The following is a 19,842-nucleotide window of genomic DNA, read 5'->3' on the forward strand; positions in this document are numbered from 1 at the left end:
GCATCGGTCTCGGCAGGGATAGACGCTACACCGGACCGGGGCTCCCTCTAACATCACCGGTGTGACCCCCGCACTAGGCGACATCGGCAAACGCATCCTGATCGGACGCAAGCTGCGCAGTACGCAGCTGGGCGAGACGCTGCTTCCGAAGAAGATCGCGCTCCCCGTGTTCGCCAGCGACGCTCTGTCGTCGGTCGCGTACGCCCCGGACGAGATCTTCCTGACCCTGTCGCTGGCCGGTCTGGCGGCGTACTCGTTCTCCTGGAAGATCGGCCTGCTGGTCGCCTTCGTGATGCTGGTCGTGGTGGCCTCGTACCGGCAGAACGTGCACGCCTATCCGTCCGGCGGCGGCGACTACGAGGTGGCCACGGTCAACATCGGCCCGACCGCCGGACTGACGGTGGCCAGTGCGCTGATGGTCGACTACGTGTTGACGGTCGCCGTGTCGATCTCGTCCGGCGTCCAGAACGCGCGCTCCGCGCTACCCTTCCTGGCCGGGCACGAAGCATCGGTGGCGGTCGGTCTGGTGCTGATCCTGACCGCGCTGAACCTGCGGGGGGTCCGTGAGTCCGGTGCGCTGTTCGCGATCCCGACGTACATCTTCATGGCGGCCATCATCGGGATGTCGGTCTGGGGTCTGATCCGGCTGGCCAACTCCAGCCTTCCGCAGGCCGAGAGTGCCGGTTTCGACATCCATCCCGAGCCCGGTCACGAGGTCTTCACCGGCCTCGCGGCGGCGTTCCTGCTGGCGCGCGCCTTCTCGTCGGGCTGTGCGGCCCTCACCGGGGTCGAGGCGATCAGCAACGGCGTACCGGCGTTCCGCAAGCCGAAGAGCAAGAACGCCGCGACCACGTTGCTGCTGCTCGGCGCGATCGCGATCACGATGCTGATGAGCATCCTGTACCTGGCTTCCAAGATCCATCTCCGGTACGCCGAGGATCCCGCGACCCAGCTCTACCGGGACGGCAGGCCGGTCGGCGACTCGTACAACCAGCAGACGGTGATCGCCCAGATCGCCGATTCGGTCTTCTCCAGCTTCCCGCCTGGCTTCTACCTGGTGATCGCCGCGACCATGCTGATCCTGGTGCTGGCGGCCAACACGGCGTTCAACGGCTTCCCGGTGCTCGGGTCGATCCTGGCCAGGGACGGCTTCCTGCCCAAGCAGCTGCACACAAGGGGCGACCGGCTCGCCTACAGCAACGGCATCGTCTTGCTGGCGCTGGCCGCGATCGGCCTGATCATCGCCTTCGACGCCGAGGTCACCAAGCTGATCCAGCTCTACATCGTCGGCGTCTTCGTCTCGTTCACGCTCAGCCAGTTCGGCATGATCCGGCACTGGACCCGGCACCTGAAGACCGAGACCGACAGCGCCAAGCGGGGCAAGATGATGCGGTCCCGGATCATCAACGCGATCGGCCTGTCGCTGACCGCCACCGTGCTGGTCATCGTGCTGGTCACCAAGTTCACCCACGGCGCCTACATCGCGATCATCGCGATGGCCGTGCTGTTCGCGATGATGAAGGGCATCCGCAAGCACTACGACACGGTCGGCCGGGAGATGGCAGTGGATGCCAGCGACCAGCTGACGCTGCCGGCCCGGGTGCACTCGATCGTGCTGGTCTCCAAGCTGCACAAGCCGACCCTGCGGGCACTGGCCTTCGCCAAGGCGGCCCGGCCGTACATGCTCGAGGCGGTCACCGTCGACGTCGACCGGTCCGAGTCGGAGGCGCTGCAGGCCGAGTGGGAGGCCCGGGACATCCCGGTACCGCTCAAGCGGCTCGCGTCGCCGTACCGGGAGATCACTCGCCCCATCGTGCAGTACGTTCGAGACATCCGGCGGCAGTCGCCTCGGGATGTAGTCATGGTGTACATCCCCGAGTATGTCGTCGGGCACTGGTGGGAGCACATCCTGCACAACCAGAGCGCACTACGGCTCAAGGGCCGGCTCTTGTTCACACCTGGTGTGATGGTTACGTCCGTTCCGTACCAGCTGATCTCGTCCCAGGCGGCTGAGGAGCGGCAGGATCGTGTTGACCGCGTAGCCGGCCAAGTACGGCGCGGCGCGCGCAAGAGTTCAGGAGACAGGTGACGGCAGAGCAGATCGTCGGGACGCTACTGGAGCTGGAAGTGGGGCCGGTAGCCCACGGCGGGCACTGTGTCGCGCGCTACGAGGGCCAGGTGGTCTTCGTGCGGCACGCGCTACCCGGGGAACTGGTGCACGCCCGCGTGACGGAGCAGAACGCCAAGTACCTGCGGGCGGACGCAGTACAGGTACTGACCCCTTCCCCGCAGCGGATCGAACCGCCCTGCCCGTACGCCGGGCCGGGCCGGTGCGGCGGCTGCGACTTCCAGCACGCCAACATCGTCGAGCAGCGCCGGCTGAAGGCGACCGTGGTGTCGGACACGCTGCGCCGGATCGGCGGGATCGAGCGCAACATCGTGATGGAGTCGCCCGGCGACGACGGCCTTGGCTGGCGGACCCGGATGCGGTACGCCGTGGTCGACGGCCGGCCCGGCATGTACGGGCACCGCTCCCACGACCTGATCCAGATCGACAGGTGCCTGATCGCGCACCCGGGCACTCCCGAAGTACTGCACGAGCAGTGGCCGGACGCCTCGTCGGTGAAGGCAGTGGTGTCGTCAGAGGGCAAGACGGCCGTACTGACCGACGACAACTCCGGTGGGCGGGTTGTGGAGGTCGTGCGCAACAGGCGGTTCCGGGTAGAGGCCGATGGGTTCTGGCAGGCTCACCCGGCCGCTCCCGAGATGCTGGTGGACGCAGTACTGTCCGGGCTCGAGCCGCGCGAGGGTGAGACGGCCATGGACCTGTACTCCGGAGTGGGGCTGTTCGCGGCCTTCCTGGCGGAGGCGGGGTGCGCAGTACTGGCTGTGGAGGGCAGCAAGGCCGCGGTGAAGAACGCCCGGCGGAACCTGCACGACCTGCCGGCGGTGACGCTGGAGGCGGGTGATGTCGCCAAGGTGCTCAACAACGCGGCGCGGCAAGGGCTGGAGTCGGTCGACCTGGTCGTCCTCGACCCGCCGCGCGACGGTGCGGGCAAGGACGTCGTACGGCGGATCGCCGCGCTCACGCCACGCAAGATCGCGTACGTGGCGTGCGACCCGGCGGCGCTGGCGCGGGACCTGAAGACGTTCGGGGGTCTCGGGTACGGCGTGGCCTCGCTGCGGGCGTTCGATTTGTTCGGGATGACGCATCACATAGAGTGCGTGGCTGTGCTCGAACCCCGACCCGCTGAGCGTCCCGTGTAGCTGTCGGTGGTCTCGGGTAGCGTGCTGGCTTGGAATCGCTGGACTGGTACCTGAGCAGGAGACCCCATGCCGCTCGTCGACCTGGACGACCCGGAGGAGTTGCGCGCCCGCTGGAGCGCGCTCGCCGCCGTCGCCCATGCCACCGGCTTCGACCGGCGCTGGTACGCCGACGATCACGGCTGGTACCACCAGGACGAGACCGGCAGCGACCTGCGGATGGTCCGCCTCGACGGTGGGCGGGCGGTGCTGTTCGGGTTCCACACGCAGCACACGCAAACTGCTGAGGCCGACCTGCTGGCCGGGGCACCCGACTGGATCGGCCAGCCGGAGGTCAAGCGGCGGATCGCGGCGGGCGACCTGGGGTTCGTGTACGGGAGCTTCAACGGGACGTGGGCGCGCGCGTCGTACCCGGGTGACCCCTGGCAGCCACTGGACGACGGCTTCCTCCCGATCGGCGAATGGCTCACCTCCGACGAGGAGGCCGCCCGCGAAATGATCGAGTGGGCGGCGGAGTGGGCCGACTACCTCGGCGGTCTGGACGACCTCCTCCCGGTCGGCGTCGAGTTGATCCGCACAGCAGCCACCACCGGCATCACCCTGGAGTCCCTACTCGCTCTGTTCGACCGACTGGGCATCGGACCGCACTCACCCCAACACCCAGACATCCAGGCAGCCCAAACAGCAGCAGCCGCCTTCGACAACACCACCACCCACCCCACCGCCCCCGCCGCGGCGCCAATCGGCGCCTATCCGGCTGGTGACTACGAGGTCGGTGCCCCGGCGGCTGGCGCTCCTGCGGCCGGCGCCCGCTCGGTTGATGCAGCCGGGTCGGCTGCTGGTGCTGGGGCTGGGTCGGTTGCCTACGGGGGCGAGGGCGCGGGCGCCCAGCCAAACGGCTCCGCGGACGAGGACGCGCCGACTGACGGCGCCGGGTTCGAGCCGATCGACGAGGACGAGGACGAGGAGTCTGTCGTCGTACCGCCGGGAATCAGCCCGTTCACCGGCCAGCCGATCGGCGACGACGCCAACCTGGTGATCGGCGGGAGCGAGCCGTTCAAGCCCGAGCCCCCGTTCACCCCCGAGCCTCCGTTCACCCCCGAGCCGCCGTTCCGCCCGGCCTCACCCTTCGCCCCCGAGCCCCCGCCCCACCCACCCGAGCCGCCCTACGAACCCCAGCCGGAAGACGACCCGCCGTACCAGCCCGAAACCGCCGACCCCCGAGCCGACGGCTACGGCGTAGTCGCCAAAAAACCCCGCCTCTTCCGCCGCCGCAAACACGAAGACCAAGAACCCGCACCCGCCCCCGCACCCAACGCTGCGCCCCCGCCCGCAGGCACGCCGTACTCCGCGGGCCCGGCTCCCGCCGGCGCGCCGTATCCCGCGGGGCCTAGCGACGCCCCGTACGGATCCTCTGACGCGCCGCACGCGCCGGGATCCGGTTCGCCATACGCCGGGGGACGGGCGGAAGGCGACGAGCGGTACAGCGATGGCGACCCGACCGCTGGTACGCCGTACTCCGCGCCCGCTCGGCACGAAGCGCAGACCCCACCGATGGACCGCCCGCTCCCGTCCTCCGAGCCGCCCCGCGTCGGCGGCCCGGTGAACGACGGCGAGGACTTCTACGCGAGCCTCTTCGCAGACGCCCCAGCGGCAGCAACCTACGTACCGGACGTAGTCCGCAACACCCCCGCCACCCCACCGGCATGGTCAGCCGACGACGCCACCAGCGAACTAACAGCAGTCCCAGACGCCCCCGCCGCGGTCGCCCCACCCGCCCCGGTAACCCCCGACGACGACACCGGCGTAATCACCCCCATCCCCGACAACACCCCGCAGGCCCAGACCGCGGCCCCCTCCGAATCACCCGCCGCGCTCCACGCAACCCGCGACCAAAGCCACCCCGAGGCACGCCACGAGTCGTCGCCACCGATCTCCTCGCCATTCGCCCCACCCCTCGACCCACCCACCCAAACCGGCACCCCGCAGACGCGGCAGGGTGACCTCGGGCCGCTTCAGCGACGACCGGACCTGGACGAGAGCACCCACGAGCGGTACGGACAAGCTCCCACCCCGCACGACCCCACTCACGAGCCGGCCGCAACCTCCTCTCCGTTCGCGCCCGCCCCCGAGCCGTCCGCGCTCGCGCCGGAGCGCCACGAGCCCGAGGCGACCGCGGACTCACACGAGGCACCCTCCAGCCCGTTCGCCCCGACCTCAGCGTCGTACGAGCCGGCGCCCGGTGAGCCCGACGCGGCCCCGGAGCTGTTCGATGCCCCCACCGGTCCGCTCGAGCCCATCACGGAGTACGACGAGGCCGCAGACGCCGAGCCGGAACCTGAGCCAGAACCAGCCCCAGCCCCAGCCCCGGCACAACGGGAATGGATCGGCGGCGCCTGGATCAACGGCGTATGGGTGGAAGACGTAGCGGCCTACCTAGCAGCCCAAAACGCCGCAGGCCCAACCCAACCCACCGAACCCGCTCCCACCGAGCAACCAACCGCCGACCACCTCCGCACTGAGGAACCAAGCGACCAAGACCCCCTAACCGAAGTCCACACCGAGGACATCCGCGCCCAGGACCCTCCGACCGAAGACCTCCGTGCCGAAGATCTTCACCACCGCGCGCCGGCCGAGGAGCTCCGTACCGAGGACAACCGCGACCAGGAGCCTCTGACCGAAGAGGTTCGCGCCGAGGATCTCCGCGCCCAGCGGCGCCCCACCGAAGCGCCTCCCATCGAAGCGCCTCCCACCGAAGCGGCTCCTACCGACGGACGTCCCAGCGAACAGCTTCACGCCGATGAGCCTCCGACTGAGGAGCGCTTCCTGGACCTCGATCGTGCTGCGTTCGACGCCCCCGGAGAGGCGCGTGCCCAGCTGGTGGCTTCCGATCAAGAGGTGTCTGACGAGGAGGCTTCTGCCGAGCAGAGTGTGCTCGGGCTCAGTGAGTCTGGAGGGCTCGCCGATGAGGCGTCTGACGAGGCAACTGATGACGGCTCGGAGCAGGTCGTAGTACGGGACGACGCGCTGCAGGATGGCTCGCTCGCGCGTGGTGAGCTGGAGGACGGCCGGGCTCAGGTTGAGGATGAGGCTCCGACGGCTGAGATTGCGGCGATTGTCGAGGAGGATCCGGAGGACGAGTACTACGCCTCGGGGAGCTCGCCGTTTGCGCCGCAGGCTCGGGATCTGCCGCCGAACGGGTTCAGCAGCCTCGAACCGTTCAGTGAACCCGACTACCGGATGGGCGAGGACGAGTTCCACGACCAGATCATCGGCGACGCCGACTGGACCGCGGACCAACTCGGCGACCTCCCCGCCACTGAAGTAACCGCCCAAATCGCCCCAATTCAGGACTCTGAAGCAACCCAAGACTCCGAGCCAGATCAGTACGCCGACCCGCAGCCGCCGACCGACCCGCGCGATCTCGAGAGCGGCGAGATCCAGGGAGGCCCGCTCCAATACGACTCCCAGGACACTGCCGCGCACAACGGCCGGCTGCCGAACGGTCAGCTCTCGGATCATGAGCTGGCAAATGCGAGCAGCAGTGCCGAAGCCGGCACGTCTGCCGACGCCGGCGCGACTACCTACGCCGACGCCGACGATTCTGTGGATGCTGGCGCGGGTCCGGGGTCGGCTGCGGGCGGTGCCGAAGTTGGCGCGACTGCCCACGCCGGCGGGTCTGCGGATGCTCGCGCGACTGCAGGAGCGGGCGCCGATCCGCGAGCTGCCGCGGACGCGGTGGTGACGAGTGAAGTTGAGGTTGAGGGTGAGGGTTCGGGGGGTGCGCGGACCGGGGTGCCGGAGAGGTTGGTGGTGCCGGATTCGGGGGGTTCGGTTGCCATTCCGGGGCTGGGGGTTGTGGGTGGGGACGGGCCTCGGGTTGAGCCGGTGCCGGGGTCTATCGAGGAGGCCATGCGGGCTGAGGTTGAGCGGCCTCGGCCTCGGCCGAAGGAGACTGCCGCGTTCCGGGCTTTGCGGGACTGGTGTCGCGCCCGGACGAAGATCGTGCCGTCCGGGTTCACGATTCAGGTGCAGGTGCTCGATCCGGCCGCGCCGAGTTACCGGTTCGACCTCGAGCCGCCCGCGGTGGACGACCCGCAGCACGGGGACGAGCTGCTGACCGAACTTCTCGGTGACCTCTGGATCGCGGAGTCGCAGGGTGAGCAGGGTGGGTGGTTGTTCGCGCGGGTCGACGCGGCCGGGCGGACGTTGCGGATCGACCGGTGGTACGACAGCGTGCCCGACTGGTGGGACAACCCGGTCGAGTCGCGGCTCGACGTCCACGGGCTCGTCAGGCGGCTGAACGATCGCGGTCCGGACTGGCAGCCGTCGTACCTGGAGAAGTTGTACACAACCGCGAGATAGCGTTATCCGCATGTTGCTCAGGATCTTCATCGAACCCCAGCAAGGTGCCTCGTACGACGACCAGCTCGCGGTGGCCCGCAAGACGGAGGAGTGCGGTTTCGACGCGTTCTTCCGGTCGGACCATTTTCTCGCGATGGGCGACGGCGACGGCCTGCCCGGCCCGACCGACTCGTGGATCACGCTGGCCGGCCTGGCCCGCGAGACGAGCCGGATCAAGCTGGGCACGCTGGTCAGCTCGGCGACGTTCCGCAATCCCGGCGTGCTCGCGATCTCGGTGGCGCAGGTCGACCAGATGAGCGGCGGCCGAGTGGAGCTCGGGCTCGGCGCAGGCTGGTACGAGGCGGAGCACGCGGCGTACGGGATCGACTTCCCGGACACGCCCGGCCGCTTCGACCGGCTGACCGAGCAGCTGGAGCTGATCACCGGGTTGTGGACGACGCCGGCGGGGGAGCAGTACAACTTCGACGGCAAGCACTACCGACTCACGGACTCCCCGGCCCTGCCGAAGCCGCTCCAGGACCCGCATCCGCCGATCATCGTCGGCGGCGCCGGCAAGAAGCGCACGCCCGCCCTCGCCGCGCAGTACGCCGCTGAGTTCAACGCCGGCTTCAAGACGGCCGAGGACACCAAAGTCCTGTTCGACCGCGTCCAAGAGGCCTGCCGCGCCATCGGCCGCGACCCGCAGACGCTGGCACTCTCCACCGCCCACACCGTCGTCGTCGGCAAGGACGACGCCCAGGTCAAAGCCCGCGCAGCCGCCATCAATCGCAACCCCGAAGACCTCCAGACCACAGCCATCATCGGCACCCCCACCCAGGTCGTAGACCGCCTCAACCAGTACGCCGAAGCCGGCTCCACCCGCCAGTACCTCCAAATCCTCGACCTCACCGACCTCGACCACCTGGACCTGATCGCCTCCACAGTCCTCCCCGGGATCTCCTGACGGCGCCGGTAAGTCGGAATAAAGAACTAGTTATTCCGAGTTAGACTCCCTAAGTCGGAATAACTCCGGCGCTATTCCGACTTAGGACGGTCCGATGACGAGGGAGACCTGGCCTCCGCATGTGCCGGAGGTGCGGCCATGGCGCCAGTCGCAGCGCGGCGGGACGATCGAGGACCGGATGCTGCGAGAGGTCGTCACCATGCGGCCACCGCTGATTGCGGACCTGGATGTTCAGGTGACGCCTGCCGTGGGCGTGGCAATGGAGGCGTGTGTCCGGGAGGTCGTCGCGCTCGACCATTCGCACGGCGCCGACCTGAAAGCTCTGGAAACGCTGCTGTTGCGGACCGAGTCGGTCGCTTCGTCGAAGATCGAGCGGATCGAGGCGTCCGTCGACGACTTCGCCCGGGCGCTGCACGGGATCAAGTCGAACTCGTCCGCTACGTCGATGGTCGCGGCGACGGAAGCGCTCGTGGCGATGATCAGTTCGGTCGAGGCGGGTGCCGATTTCCGCGTCGACCACCTGCTGACCGCGCATCGGGCGCTGATGGCCGACGACGAGTACGAGCGCGCCTACGCCGGGCGCTTCCGTGATGTCCAGAACTGGATCGGCGGCAGCGACTACTCGCCCCGGATCGCCCTGTACGTGCCCCCGGCGGCAGACACGGTAGACGGCCACCTGGAAGACCTGGTTGCGTTTGCCAACCGCACCGATGTGCCGATCATCGCGCAGGCGGCCATCGTGCATGCCCAGTTCGAGTCGATCCACCCGTTCACCGACGGCAACGGCCGGATCGGGCGGGCGCTGATCAACGCCGTACTGCGTCGTCGCGGCGCGACCCGGCAGGTGGTGGTGCCCCTCGCGTCAGCGCTCGTCGCACGGCGAGCCGAGTACTTCGGCCTGCTGACCGAGTACCGCGCCGGACGGATCGAGCCGCTCATCCTGGCCTTCTCGACCGCAGCGACCGTCGCCGCGCGGGAGTCGCAGGTGACCGCTCGGAGAATCGCTGACATGCCGGACTTGTGGCAGATGGCGGTCGCGGCACGCCGGGGGAGTGCCGCGGCGCGACTGCTGGCCGGTCTCGCCGCCACGCCGGTCTTCTCCGCCGACGATGCCGTGGAAGCGATCGGCGGACCGTTGAGCAGCGTGTACTCCGCCATCGAGCGGCTGCACCGGGCCGGCGTGATCCGCCCGCTCACCAGACGCGTTCGCAACCAGGTCTGGGGCGCGATCGACGTACTGGACGAGCTTGAAGCACTGGGTGCGCGGATCGCGGCCGCCGCAGTGACTTGAAATTCGGGCTCGTGGGGGTGGCTTGATATCGTGTATCTTGATGTCGAGAGAGTTTGTGGGCCCGGAGGTTAGGGCAGCCTGAGCTGTTGGGTGGCGGGTGGACTCGGCAGGATGGTGTCAGCGGAACAGGACCGGATAGAGGAGCAGGTTGATGGCCAGCGTCGACAGCTTCGGTGCCAAGGGTGCACTCGAGGTCAACGGAACGTCGTACGAGATCTTCAGGTTGGCGGGTATCGAGGGCGCTGAGACGCTGCCGTACTCGCTCAAAGTGCTCCTCGAGAACCTGCTGCGCACCGAGGACGGCGCGAACATCACCGCCGAGCACATCACCAAGCTCGGCAACTGGGACGCCAACGCGGCGCCCGACACCGAGATCCAGTTCACCCCGGCGCGGGTGATCATGCAGGACTTCACCGGGGTGCCGTGTGTGGTCGACCTGGCCACCATGCGGGAGGCCGTCGCCGAGCTCGGTGGCGACCCGACCAAGATCAACCCGCTCGCGCCGGCCGAGCTCGTCATCGACCACTCGGTGATCATCGACGTGTTCGGTCGCCAGGACGCCTTCGAGCGCAACGTCGAGCTGGAGTACGGGCGCAACAAGGAGCGGTACCAGTTCCTGCGCTGGGGCCAGTCCGCGTTCGACGAGTTCAAGGTCGTCCCGCCGGGCACCGGCATCGTGCACCAGGTCAACATCGAGCACCTGGCCCGGACCGTGATGGTCCGCAACGGCCAGGCGTACCCCGACACCTGCGTCGGCACCGACTCGCACACCACGATGGTCAACGGCCTCGGCGTGCTGGGCTGGGGCGTCGGCGGTATCGAGGCCGAGGCCGCGATGCTCGGCCAGCCGGTGAGCATGCTGATCCCGAAGGTCGTCGGCTTCAAGCTGACCGGCGCGGTACCGGCCGGCGCGACCGCGACCGACGTCGTGCTGACGATCACCCAGATGCTGCGCAAGCACGGTGTGGTCGGCAAGTTCGTCGAGTTCTACGGCGACGGCGTCGCGGCCGTGCCGCTGGCCAACCGGGCCACCATCGGCAACATGAGCCCCGAGTTCGGCTCCACCTGCGCGATCTTCCCGATCGACGACGTGACGCTGGAGTACCTGCGCCTGACCGGCCGCGGCGACGACGAGGTCGCGCTCGTCGAGGCCTACGCCAAGGAGCAGGGCCTGTGGCACAACGCCGCCGTCGAGCCGCGCTTCTCGGAGTACCTCGAGCTCGATCTGTCCACCGTCGTGCCGTCGATCGCCGGCCCGAAGCGGCCGCAGGACCGGGTCGCGCTGAGCGAGGCCAAGGAAGGCTTCCGCGGCGCGCTGGTCGACTACGCGACCGAAGAGCTGGAAGTGGACCCGTCCGAGCTGGGCAGCTTCCCGGCCAGTGACGCGCCGAACGGCCACGGCAACACCGACGACGAGCCGCACGTCCCGCACGGCTCGAGCACCGGCGGCCGGCCGACGAAGAAGACCAAGATCAGCCTGAACGGCCAGGAGGTCGAGCTCGACCACGGCCACGTCGTGATCGCCAGCATCACCTCCTGCACCAACACCTCGAACCCGTCGGTGATGCTCGCCGCCGCGCTGCTCGCGAAGAACGCGGTCGACAAGGGCCTGAGCAGCAAGCCGTGGGTCAAGACGTCGCTCGCGCCGGGCTCGAAGGTCGTCACCGACTACTACGACAAGGCCGGCGTCACGCCGTACCTCGAGAAGCTCGGCTTCCACCTGGTCGGGTACGGCTGCACCACCTGCATCGGCAACTCGGGCCCGCTGCCCGAGGAGGTCTCGGCCGGGGTCCAGGAAGCCGACCTCGCGGTCGTCTCGGTGCTGTCCGGCAACCGCAACTTCGAGGGCCGGATCAACCCGGACGTGAAGATGAACTACCTGGCGTCGCCGCCGCTGGTGATCGCCTACGCGCTGGCCGGCACGATGGACTTCGACTTCGAGACCGATGCCCTGGGCCAGGACACGGACGGCAACGACGTGTTCCTGCGCGACATCTGGCCGAGCGCCGAAGAGGTCGAGAAGGTGATCGCCTCCTCGATCAACAAGGAGATGTTCACCAAGGACTACGCCGACGTCTTCACCGGTGACGAGCGCTGGCAGTCGCTGCCGACGCCCGAGGGCAAGACGTTCGACTGGGATCCGCAGTCGACCTACGTGCGCAAGCCCCCGTACTTCGACGGGATGGCCAAGGAGCCGTCGCCGGTCACCGACATCGCCGGTGCGCGGGTGCTCGCCAAGCTCGGCGACTCGGTCACCACCGACCACATCTCCCCGGCCGGCTCGATCAAGGCCGACAGCCCGGCCGGCAAGTACCTGGCCGAGCACGGGGTCGACCGCAAGGACTTCAACTCCTACGGTTCGCGGCGCGGCAACCACGAGGTGATGATCCGGGGCACGTTCGCCAACATCCGGCTGCGCAACCAGATCGCGCCGGGCACCGAGGGCGGCTTCACCCGCGACTTCACCAAGGACGACGCGCCGGTCACCTCGATCTACGAGGCCTCCGAGGCGTACGTCGCGGCCGGCATCCCGCTGGTCATCCTGGCCGGCAAGGAGTACGGCTCGGGCTCGTCGCGCGACTGGGCCGCGAAGGGTACGGCGCTGCTCGGCGCGAAGGCGGTCATCACCGAGTCCTTCGAGCGCATCCACCGGTCGAACCTGATCGGCATGGGCGTCCTGCCGTTGCAGTACCCCGAGGGTGAGAATGCGGAGTCCCTCGGCCTGACCGGCGAGGAGACCTTCGACATCACCGGGGTGACCGCGCTGAACGACGGCACGATCCCGCGCACGGTGCACGTCAAGGTCACCGGCACCGACGGCTCGGTCAAGGAGTTCGACGCCGTGGTCCGGATCGACACCCCCGGCGAGGCGGACTACTACCGCAACGGCGGCATCCTGCAGTACGTACTGCGTTCCCTCATCACCAGCTGATCGGCCACTGATCGGCAACTGAGCAGACACCGGTACGGCGTACTCTGGGCAGCCACCCGAGTACGCCGTACCGGGTCTTGTTTCCGGGGGGAATCGTGCGGTTCGCAGTACTGCTCGTTGCGGGCGCCTTGCTGGTCGCGGGGTGTGCTGGGGAGGAACCGACCACCTACGGGCCCACCACAGCCGGGCCGGTCACGCGGCCGAAGACTGCCGCCCCTGAGCCCGCTCCGAGCCTGCCGGAGATCGAGGAGCCGACGCAGGCTGCCGCCAAGCCGCTGTGCGAGATGTTCAGTACGGCGGAGATCAGCGCGCGGCTCGGCCTTCCGGTGCGCAAGGTCGTGGCCGGCAAACGCGGCCCGTACTCCGTCTGCACCTGGACCACCGTCAAGCCGGTCGAGGGCGGCGGGATCGTCAGCATCACTCGCGCCGACGCCGGCCAGTACGCCGCGTTCTCGCGCGAGATGGTCGCCGAGGCCAAGTCGAAGAAGGCGCGCGGACGCAAGCAGCTCGAAGGTGTCGGCGACGAAGGCTTCGCGATCGGCGCCTCGGTCAGCGGAGTACCGATCTGGTACGCCGCCGTGGTGCATGCCGACCGGCTGACCGGGGTGCAGCTTTCTGGCGCGGGCAGCAAGTCCAGCGTCGGCACGATCAAGGCGTTCATGATCGAGGTCCTCGCCCGCGGCTGAAACTCGCAGGGACCGGAAACTGTCGGTGGCATCGGGTTGACTGTCCGGCATGAAGGAGCGCGAGCACCCGCGAGAGGTGATCGCCGCGGCCTGCGCGCAGTACGGCGAGGACGTGGTGATCGACTGGTGCGTCGCGTTCCTCACCGGCGAGATCTCGGGTGAGGACGCGTTCGGTGCCGACCTGCCGAAGCTGGTGGCGATCACGGGGTTCGCGAATCCGGGTGGGTGGTCGCGGCCGGTCGACCCGGTGAACTACTACTGGATCCGAGTGTGGGCAGCGCGCGCTTTCCTCTATATCTGGCGTGACGATGTGGTCGACGCGTTGCTGCTCGTCGCGGACGATCCAGCGTGGCGGGTGCGCGAACACGTTGCCCGGATCGCGGCCCAACGAGAGCTGGGGCAGCTCATCGATGTGCTGCTGCCGATGCTGGAGCACGAGCTGCCCCGGGTGCGCGCCGCCGCAGTACGGGCGATCGGTGCTGCCGGGGAGTTCGAGCACGCGGAGGCATTGCGGGACCTGCTGGACGATCCGGATGTCACCGTCCGTGCGGCGGTCGAGCGTGCCATCGAGCGTCTGACTCGCAGATTGGACCGCACCATGGACTGACCACTGACTTCGTCAATTGGTGTCACTCAGTCGTCACCTGGATGTCAATCGTTGGCCGCCCTGGGCGGGAAGCGTCGTGCCATGCAGACCTCCCGTAGAACCGTCCTGAAAGCCGGTCTGGCTTCCACTGCGGCCGTTGCCGGACTGTCCGGCCTGGCCACGCCGAGCACCGCAGCCGCTACCCCGATCCCGCGGAACCCGTTCACGCTCGGCGTCGCGAGCGGCGACCCGTGGCCTGACGGGTTCGTGCTCTGGACCCGGCTCGCGATCGACCCGCTGGCCGAGAGTGGTCTCGGCGGCATGCCGGCCCGCTCGTACGCCGTCCAGTGGCAGGTGGCGACCGATGAGCGCTTCCACCACGTCGTCCGGGCCGGTGTGGCCGCGGCGCGACCGGAGCACGCGCACTCGATCCACGTGACCCTAGAAGGGCTGCGGCCGGGACGCGAGTACTGGTACCGCTTCCGCGTCGGCAACTGGGTGTCGCGCGCCGGCCGTGCGCTCACCGCGCCGGCTCGTGGGACGACTCCGCGCGAACTGCGGATGTCCTTCGTGTCGTGTTCGCAGTTCGAGCACGGCTGGTTCACGGCGTACCGGCGGCTGGCCGAGGACCGGCCCGAGTTGGTGCTGCACCTGGGCGACTACCAGTACGAGTACACGAAAAACACCTACGTCGCGCCGGGTGGGAACGTGCGCGACCACGACGGACCGGAGACGACGGACCTGGCGTCGTACCGGCAGCGGCACGCGCAGTACAAGACCGACCTGGACCTGCAGGCCGCGCACGCCGTCGCGCCGTGGCTGGTCGTCTGGGACGACCACGAGGTCGACAACAACTGGGCCGACGAGATTCCGGAGAAGCCGGAGGACGGCTTCCTCGAGCGACGGGCCGCCGCCTTCCAGGCGTACTACGAGAACATGCCGCTGCGGGCGAGTTCGAAGCCGCGGGGCATCGACATGCAGCTCTACCGGCGGGTGAAGTGGGGTGAGCTGGCAACCTTCCACATGCTCGACACCCGGCAGTACCGCGACGACCAGGGCTGCGGCGACGGTTACAAGGACTGCCCGGAGGCTGCGGATCCGAAGCGCTCGATCACCGGCGACCGGCAGGAGAAGTGGCTGATCGACGGCTTCCGCCGCTCGGAAGCGCGCTGGGACGTGCTCGGCCAGCAGGTGTTCTTCGCCCAGCGCGACAACACCGAGGGCCCGCTGAAGCGCACCTCGATGGATGCCTGGGACGGGTACGTCGCCTCACGCGAGCGGATCACCCGCGGCTGGCTCGACGCGCGGGTGCGCAACCCCGTCGTCCTGACCGGTGACGTGCACGCGCACTGGGCTTCGGACCTGAAGCTGAACTACGACGACCCGACCTCGCGGACGGTCGGCTCCGAGCTGGTCTGTTCGTCGATCACCAGCGGCGGAAACGGCGCCGACTCGGCATCCGGTTCGCATCCGTGGCTGCGCTGGAACCCGCACCTGCGCTTCCAGAACAACCTGCGCGGCTACGTGAACACCACGATCACCCGCGAGGCCATGGTCGCCGACTTCCGCTGCGTGCGCGCGGTCAAGACCAAGGACGCCGAGGTCTTCACCCGCGCCCAGTTCACGATCGAGGACCGCAAGCCCGGCCTGCACCAGACCGCCGACACCCCGCCCGCCGCAGCAGCCGCGCTGCGCACCCTGGCCGCCGGCACCGACACCGTCGCCTGGGAAACCGAGCGGCCGTAAGGATCAGAGACTCCAGAGCTCACTCGGCGAGTGCGCTCTGGAGTTTCTCCGCGTACTGCGCTGCTTCGGCGTCGTCGGCGTACTTGGTGCGCGGCCAGAAGAAACCACGTAGCCCGTCGCCCTTGGTCCGCGGGACCACGTGGACGTGCAGATGCGGCACCGACTGCGAGACGACGTTGTTGACGGCAACGAAGGAGCCCTGCGCGTCGAACGCAGTACGGACCGCGGCCGCGACTGAGCGGGCGGCGCCGAACAGCGGCAGCGCCAGCTCGTCGGGCAACTCGACCATGGTCGCGATGTGTTCGCGCGGTACGAGCAGCGTGTGCCCTTTGAACACCGGCCTGATGTCGAGGAACCCGAGCACCTCAGGGGTGTCGTAGACGAGGTGGGCCGGGGTCGAACCGGCGATGATCGAGCAGAAGAGACAGTCCGCCATCAGCCCAGCTTCTCGTCTACGAAGCACCAACGCCAAGTCTCGCCCGGCTCGAAGCTGCGCATCACCGGGTGAGTCGTCTCGTCGAAGTGCTTGCTGGCGTGCCGACCGGGCGAGGAATCGCAGCAGCCGACGTGACCACAGTGCAGACACAGCCGCAGGTGGACCCAGGTGCCGCCCTCGGCCAGACACTCCTCGCAGCCTTCAGGCGTCCTGGGCGTCAGGACGCAAGGAGTTGAGGCCAGGTGCTCGCAGTCGCCGGTCTGCGACGGGGGAGCGGTGAGGTTCTCCGACTGCCCACCGACGTCGTCGGCCTCCGCCCGGTCCAGGATCGACTCCTCGATGTCGAGCGCGATCTGGGCCCGCTGCAGCACCTCGTCGGCGACCAGGCCGTCGTCGCGGACCTTGAGGATGTGCGCCCGCTCGGTCTCCAGCATCGCCATCCGCAACCGGCGATAGGCCTCGCTCGGCGTCTCCAGATCCGTCTCCGGCCGGCCGAGCCGCTCCCAGGCGGCGAGCGCGCGGGCTTCACCGCGCTGCCGCAACAGGTTGACGACTTCCGGCGGGTCGTTGGGGGTGACGAGCTCGTCGAGCGTGACTTCTGCCGCGCGATGAGCTGCTTGCAGTACTGCGGCCTCCTGCAACGCGTCCTCCGCCGGATCGGGGCCGGGCAGCCCCATCCGGCGTACCAGCCAAGGCAGAGTCGAGCCCTGCAGCAGGAGAGTCCCGGCGGTCACGACCAGCGCGATGAAGACCAGTACTTCGCGATGCGGGGTGTTCTCCGGAAGGATGAACACGGCCGCGAGCGTGACGACACCGCGCATGCCGGCCCACGAGACGACGGCGATCGCCTTCCAGCTGATCGGGCCCGGACGGGACCGGCCGAGCACCTTGCGGGACAGGTAGGTGGCCGGGAAGACCCAGATCGGCCGGAGCAGGACGGTGGCGAGGAAGACGCCGACCGTGGCCGTCGCGATGGTCCACGCCGACAGCGGGCTCTCCGAGAGATCGTCGAGGATCCACCGGGTCTGCAGGCCGATCAGCAGGAACACCGCGTTCTCGAGCAGGAACTGGATCGTGCGCCAGTTGGTCCGCTCGGAGATCCGCGAGGCCGCCGACTGGATGATCGGCGCCTTGTGGCCGAGCAGCAGACCGGTCACCACGACCGCGAGTACTCCGGAGGCGTGCACGTAGTGATTCTCGGCCGCGACGTACGCGATGAACGGGGCGGTCAGGCTGAGCGTGGTGTCCATCACCGGGTCGGTGAAGCGCTTGCGGACCTTTGCCAGCACGATCGCGACGATCAGACCGACCACGACGCCGCCGCCGGCCGCGCGGAGGAAGTCGAGGCTGACGTGCAGGAAGGTCGGCGCGATCAGGGCGGCGGCGATCGCGGTCCGCAGGCAGACCAGGGCGGTCGCGTCGTTGAGCAGGCTCTCGCCCTCGAGGATCGTCACCACGCGCCTCGGCAGGCCGACCTTCTTGGCGATCGCGGTGGCGGCGACCGCGTCGGGCGGCGCGACGACCGCGCCGATCGCGAACGCGGCCCACAGGGGGAGCGCCTCCTGGCCGTCAGCGACAGCGGGCGCTCCGAGCAGCCAGTAGGCGACCAGCCCGACGCCGACCGCGGTGAAGGCCACCAGGCCGACGGAGAGCAGGCCGATCGATCGCCGGTGTTTGGAGAAGTCCACCAGGCTGGTCTTGATCGCCGCGGAGTACAGCAGTGGCGGCAGGAAGCCGACCAGGACGACCTCGTGGGACAGCTCCACCCGCGGGACGAACGGCAGGTACGACGCCGCGACGCCGACGACGACGAGCAGCAGGGGCGCCGAAACCCCGATCCGCCGGGCGAGCGCGGCCCCGGCTGCCACCACGGCGACGAGGGCGACGATCTCGATCGCGATATGCACGGCCTCAGTGTCGCAGGGGACAACCAGCCGGCACGGGCCGGTTCGCCCACAGCGGAGCACTCGATCTTTTCGAGCCGTCCCCGATGATCTAGCGTGTCCGCACCGGAATACCGTGCTCACTGGGGGTCACATGCGCCGCCGTACTGCCGCCCGTCTGGTCACTGTCCTTGCCCTCGTCACCCCGGCGCTGGTGCCGGCCACGGCTCACGCCGACACCGTCAGCACCACGAACGCCACCGCTCAGGCGGCCACGGTCGCCACCACCAATGCCTGCGTGGCCAGCGTGCCCGAGCCGGGTACGACGACGCCGGTGCGAATCTGCTACTCGCTCTTCCAGCCGGCCGGAGCGTCGGCGGCCAAGACCGTGCCGCTGATCATCCACAGCCACGGCTGGGGTGGGAGCCGCACCAAGGACCCCGCCGCCTTCAAGTCGTGGCTCGACGCCGGGTACGGCGTACTGAGCTTCGACCAGCGGAGTTTCGGCGAGTCGACCGGGGTCGCGCACGTGATGAACCCGGATCTCGAAGGCCGCGACGTGATCAAGCTGGTCGATCTGATCGCCGCCCTCGACTGGGTCACCAAGCAGCGCCCGGGTGACCCGCTGATCGGCGCGATCGGCGGCTCGTACGGCGGCGGCTTCCAGTTCGCCGGCGCGTTCACCGAACTGCGCGACAAGGGCCGGACCCGGTTCGACGCGCTGGCGCCCGAGGTCACCTGGTGGGACCTCAAGGAGAGCCTCGCGCCGGACGAGGCGGCCCGGACGATGTGGCTGTCGATCCTGTTCGCCGGCGGTGGCAAGAACCTCCCGCCGGCCGTGGCGGCGGCGTTCGTCGGGCTGGTCACCACCGGCCAGTGGCCGAGCGGACAGGCCGGTCGCGACCTCGACGCCTTCTTCGCCAAGAACGGCCCGGCCTGGCATGTCCGGCAGGGCCGCAAGCTCGACATCCCTGTCCTGATCGGGCAGGGCCTGCCGGACAACTTGTTCAACCTCAACCAGGGTCTGAAGAACTTCGACCTGGCGCTGACGCGGCGGGCCCGGGCCAAGTCACTCCTCGTCGGCTACAACGGCGGCCACACCCTTCCGAGCGTTGTTCCGCCCGGCTTCGTGACTCCCGGCGACCCGTGCTCGATCGCGCTCGGCAGCCCGTCGTTCGGGGCGCTGGCGCAGCGGTTCATGGCGCTCAACCTCAAGGGCGTGCAGACCGGCCTGCGCGGCTTCGGCAGCTACCACCTGGCCACCGCCGATGGTCGTTGCCTGACGCAACGACACTTGATCGCGAACACGCAGTACCGGCTGGGCCGGATCAGTACCGCGGTGCCGGTGTCGACGGTGCTGGCTAAGGGGCCGATCACTGTTGCCGGAGTGCCTCGGCTCAAGGCCCGGGTCAGCAGCCTGCTGCCGGATGCGGGTGCCTTCTTCGCGCTCAGCGTCGGCACGACTCCGCTCGACGCGAAGATCATCCAGAACAACACGATGCCGCTGCGTGAACCGCGCGTCGTTCGCGGCGCGAAGCGGACGGTCGACCTACCGGGCATCGCGGTCGACGTCCCGGCGGGGAAGTCGCTGTTCCTCACCGTCTCGCCGGTCGCCGACATGTTCGCCGGCCAGAACGGCCGGGTGCCGAACCCGCTACGCCTGGACGACGTGACGGTGCGCGTCCATCAGGTCCGCTGACGTCGAGGGCT

The 19,842-nt window shown here is 69.0% G+C and carries 12 protein-coding genes; 10 read left to right on the plus strand and 2 right to left on the minus strand.

Going from position 1 to position 19,842, the window contains the following annotated elements; translation table 11 throughout:
• Nucleotides 1-61 precede the first annotated feature (61 nt).
• From ACQPYM_RS19515 to ACQPYM_RS19555, 9 genes are all read left to right on the plus strand, one after another.
• Nucleotides 62-2,089, plus strand: coding sequence for an APC family permease (locus tag ACQPYM_RS19515; RefSeq protein ID WP_433022637.1), 2,028 nt, complete (start codon nucleotides 62-64; stop codon nucleotides 2,087-2,089).
• A complete protein-coding gene (locus tag ACQPYM_RS19520) occupies nucleotides 2,086-3,267 on the plus strand; it encodes a class I SAM-dependent RNA methyltransferase (RefSeq protein ID WP_433022639.1) in 1,182 nt (393 codons plus the stop codon). The genes ACQPYM_RS19515 and ACQPYM_RS19520 overlap by 4 nt, the downstream gene beginning before the upstream one ends.
• Nucleotides 3,268-3,333: 66 nt before the next feature.
• On the plus strand, nucleotides 3,334-7,629 hold the full coding sequence (locus tag ACQPYM_RS19525; RefSeq protein ID WP_433022641.1) for a hypothetical protein: 4,296 nt from the start codon (nucleotides 3,334-3,336) through the stop codon (nucleotides 7,627-7,629).
• A 10-nt stretch (nucleotides 7,630-7,639) separates the two neighbouring features.
• Nucleotides 7,640-8,572: an LLM class F420-dependent oxidoreductase gene (locus tag ACQPYM_RS19530; RefSeq protein ID WP_433022643.1), complete on the plus strand. Its 933-nt coding sequence runs from the start codon at nucleotides 7,640-7,642 to the stop codon at nucleotides 8,570-8,572.
• A gap of 94 nt (nucleotides 8,573-8,666) precedes the next feature.
• Nucleotides 8,667-9,863, plus strand: coding sequence for a Fic family protein (locus tag ACQPYM_RS19535; protein ID WP_433022645.1), 1,197 nt, complete (start codon nucleotides 8,667-8,669; stop codon nucleotides 9,861-9,863).
• A gap of 151 nt (nucleotides 9,864-10,014) precedes the next feature.
• Nucleotides 10,015-12,795: an aconitate hydratase AcnA gene (gene acnA, locus ACQPYM_RS19540; RefSeq protein ID WP_433022646.1), complete on the plus strand. Its 2,781-nt coding sequence runs from the start codon at nucleotides 10,015-10,017 to the stop codon at nucleotides 12,793-12,795.
• 95 nt (nucleotides 12,796-12,890) lie between these two features.
• A complete protein-coding gene (locus ACQPYM_RS19545) occupies nucleotides 12,891-13,481 on the plus strand; it encodes a hypothetical protein (protein WP_433022648.1) in 591 nt (196 codons plus the stop codon).
• Between the two features lie 49 nt (nucleotides 13,482-13,530).
• Complete coding sequence (locus tag ACQPYM_RS19550) at nucleotides 13,531-14,088, plus strand: HEAT repeat domain-containing protein (RefSeq protein ID WP_433022650.1); 558 nt, start codon at nucleotides 13,531-13,533, stop codon at nucleotides 14,086-14,088.
• Between the two features lie 81 nt (nucleotides 14,089-14,169).
• Nucleotides 14,170-15,813, plus strand: a complete 1,644-nt coding sequence (locus ACQPYM_RS19555) for an alkaline phosphatase D family protein (RefSeq protein ID WP_433022652.1) — start codon at nucleotides 14,170-14,172, stop codon at nucleotides 15,811-15,813.
• A 19-nt stretch (nucleotides 15,814-15,832) separates the two neighbouring features.
• Here the strand turns inward: ACQPYM_RS19555 and ACQPYM_RS19560 are convergent, their stop codons facing one another.
• Together ACQPYM_RS19560 and ACQPYM_RS19565 are read right to left on the minus strand one after the other, a co-directional pair.
• Complete coding sequence (locus ACQPYM_RS19560) at nucleotides 15,833-16,249, minus strand: HIT family protein (RefSeq protein WP_433022653.1); 417 nt, start codon at nucleotides 16,247-16,249, stop codon at nucleotides 15,833-15,835.
• Nucleotides 16,249-18,156 carry a Na+/H+ antiporter gene (locus tag ACQPYM_RS19565; protein WP_433022655.1) on the minus strand — a complete coding sequence of 636 codons (1,908 nt, stop codon included), beginning with the start codon at nucleotides 18,154-18,156 and terminating at the stop codon, nucleotides 16,249-16,251. The genes ACQPYM_RS19560 and ACQPYM_RS19565 overlap by 1 nt, the downstream gene beginning before the upstream one ends.
• 112 nt (nucleotides 18,157-18,268) lie before the next feature.
• Between ACQPYM_RS19565 and ACQPYM_RS19570 the strand changes: the two genes are divergently transcribed.
• Nucleotides 18,269-19,831 carry a CocE/NonD family hydrolase gene (locus tag ACQPYM_RS19570; protein ID WP_433022657.1) on the plus strand — a complete coding sequence of 521 codons (1,563 nt, stop codon included), beginning with the start codon at nucleotides 18,269-18,271 and terminating at the stop codon, nucleotides 19,829-19,831.
• The last annotated feature ends 11 nt before the right edge of the window (nucleotides 19,832-19,842 follow it).

The organism is Kribbella sp. CA-294648 (assembly GCF_050943845.1).
Classification (GTDB): Bacteria; Actinomycetota; Actinomycetes; order Propionibacteriales; family Kribbellaceae; genus Kribbella.

Excerpts from the sequence above, each read along its gene's own strand:
- ACQPYM_RS19530 (WP_433022643.1), top strand. The coding sequence starts at position 7,640 with ATGTTGCTCAGGATCTTCATCGAACCCCAGCAAGGTGCCTCGTACGAC.
- ACQPYM_RS19525 (WP_433022641.1), top strand. The coding sequence starts at position 3,334 with ATGCCGCTCGTCGACCTGGACGACCCGGAGGAGTTGCGCGCCCGCTGG.
- ACQPYM_RS19550 (WP_433022650.1), top strand. The coding sequence starts at position 13,531 with ATGAAGGAGCGCGAGCACCCGCGAGAGGTGATCGCCGCGGCCTGCGCG.
- ACQPYM_RS19555 (WP_433022652.1), top strand. The coding sequence starts at position 14,170 with ATGCAGACCTCCCGTAGAACCGTCCTGAAAGCCGGTCTGGCTTCCACT.
- ACQPYM_RS19560 (WP_433022653.1), bottom strand. The coding sequence starts at position 16,249 with ATGGCGGACTGTCTCTTCTGCTCGATCATCGCCGGTTCGACCCCGGCC.
- acnA (WP_433022646.1), top strand. The coding sequence starts at position 10,015 with ATGGCCAGCGTCGACAGCTTCGGTGCCAAGGGTGCACTCGAGGTCAAC.
- ACQPYM_RS19535 (WP_433022645.1), top strand. The coding sequence starts at position 8,667 with ATGACGAGGGAGACCTGGCCTCCGCATGTGCCGGAGGTGCGGCCATGG.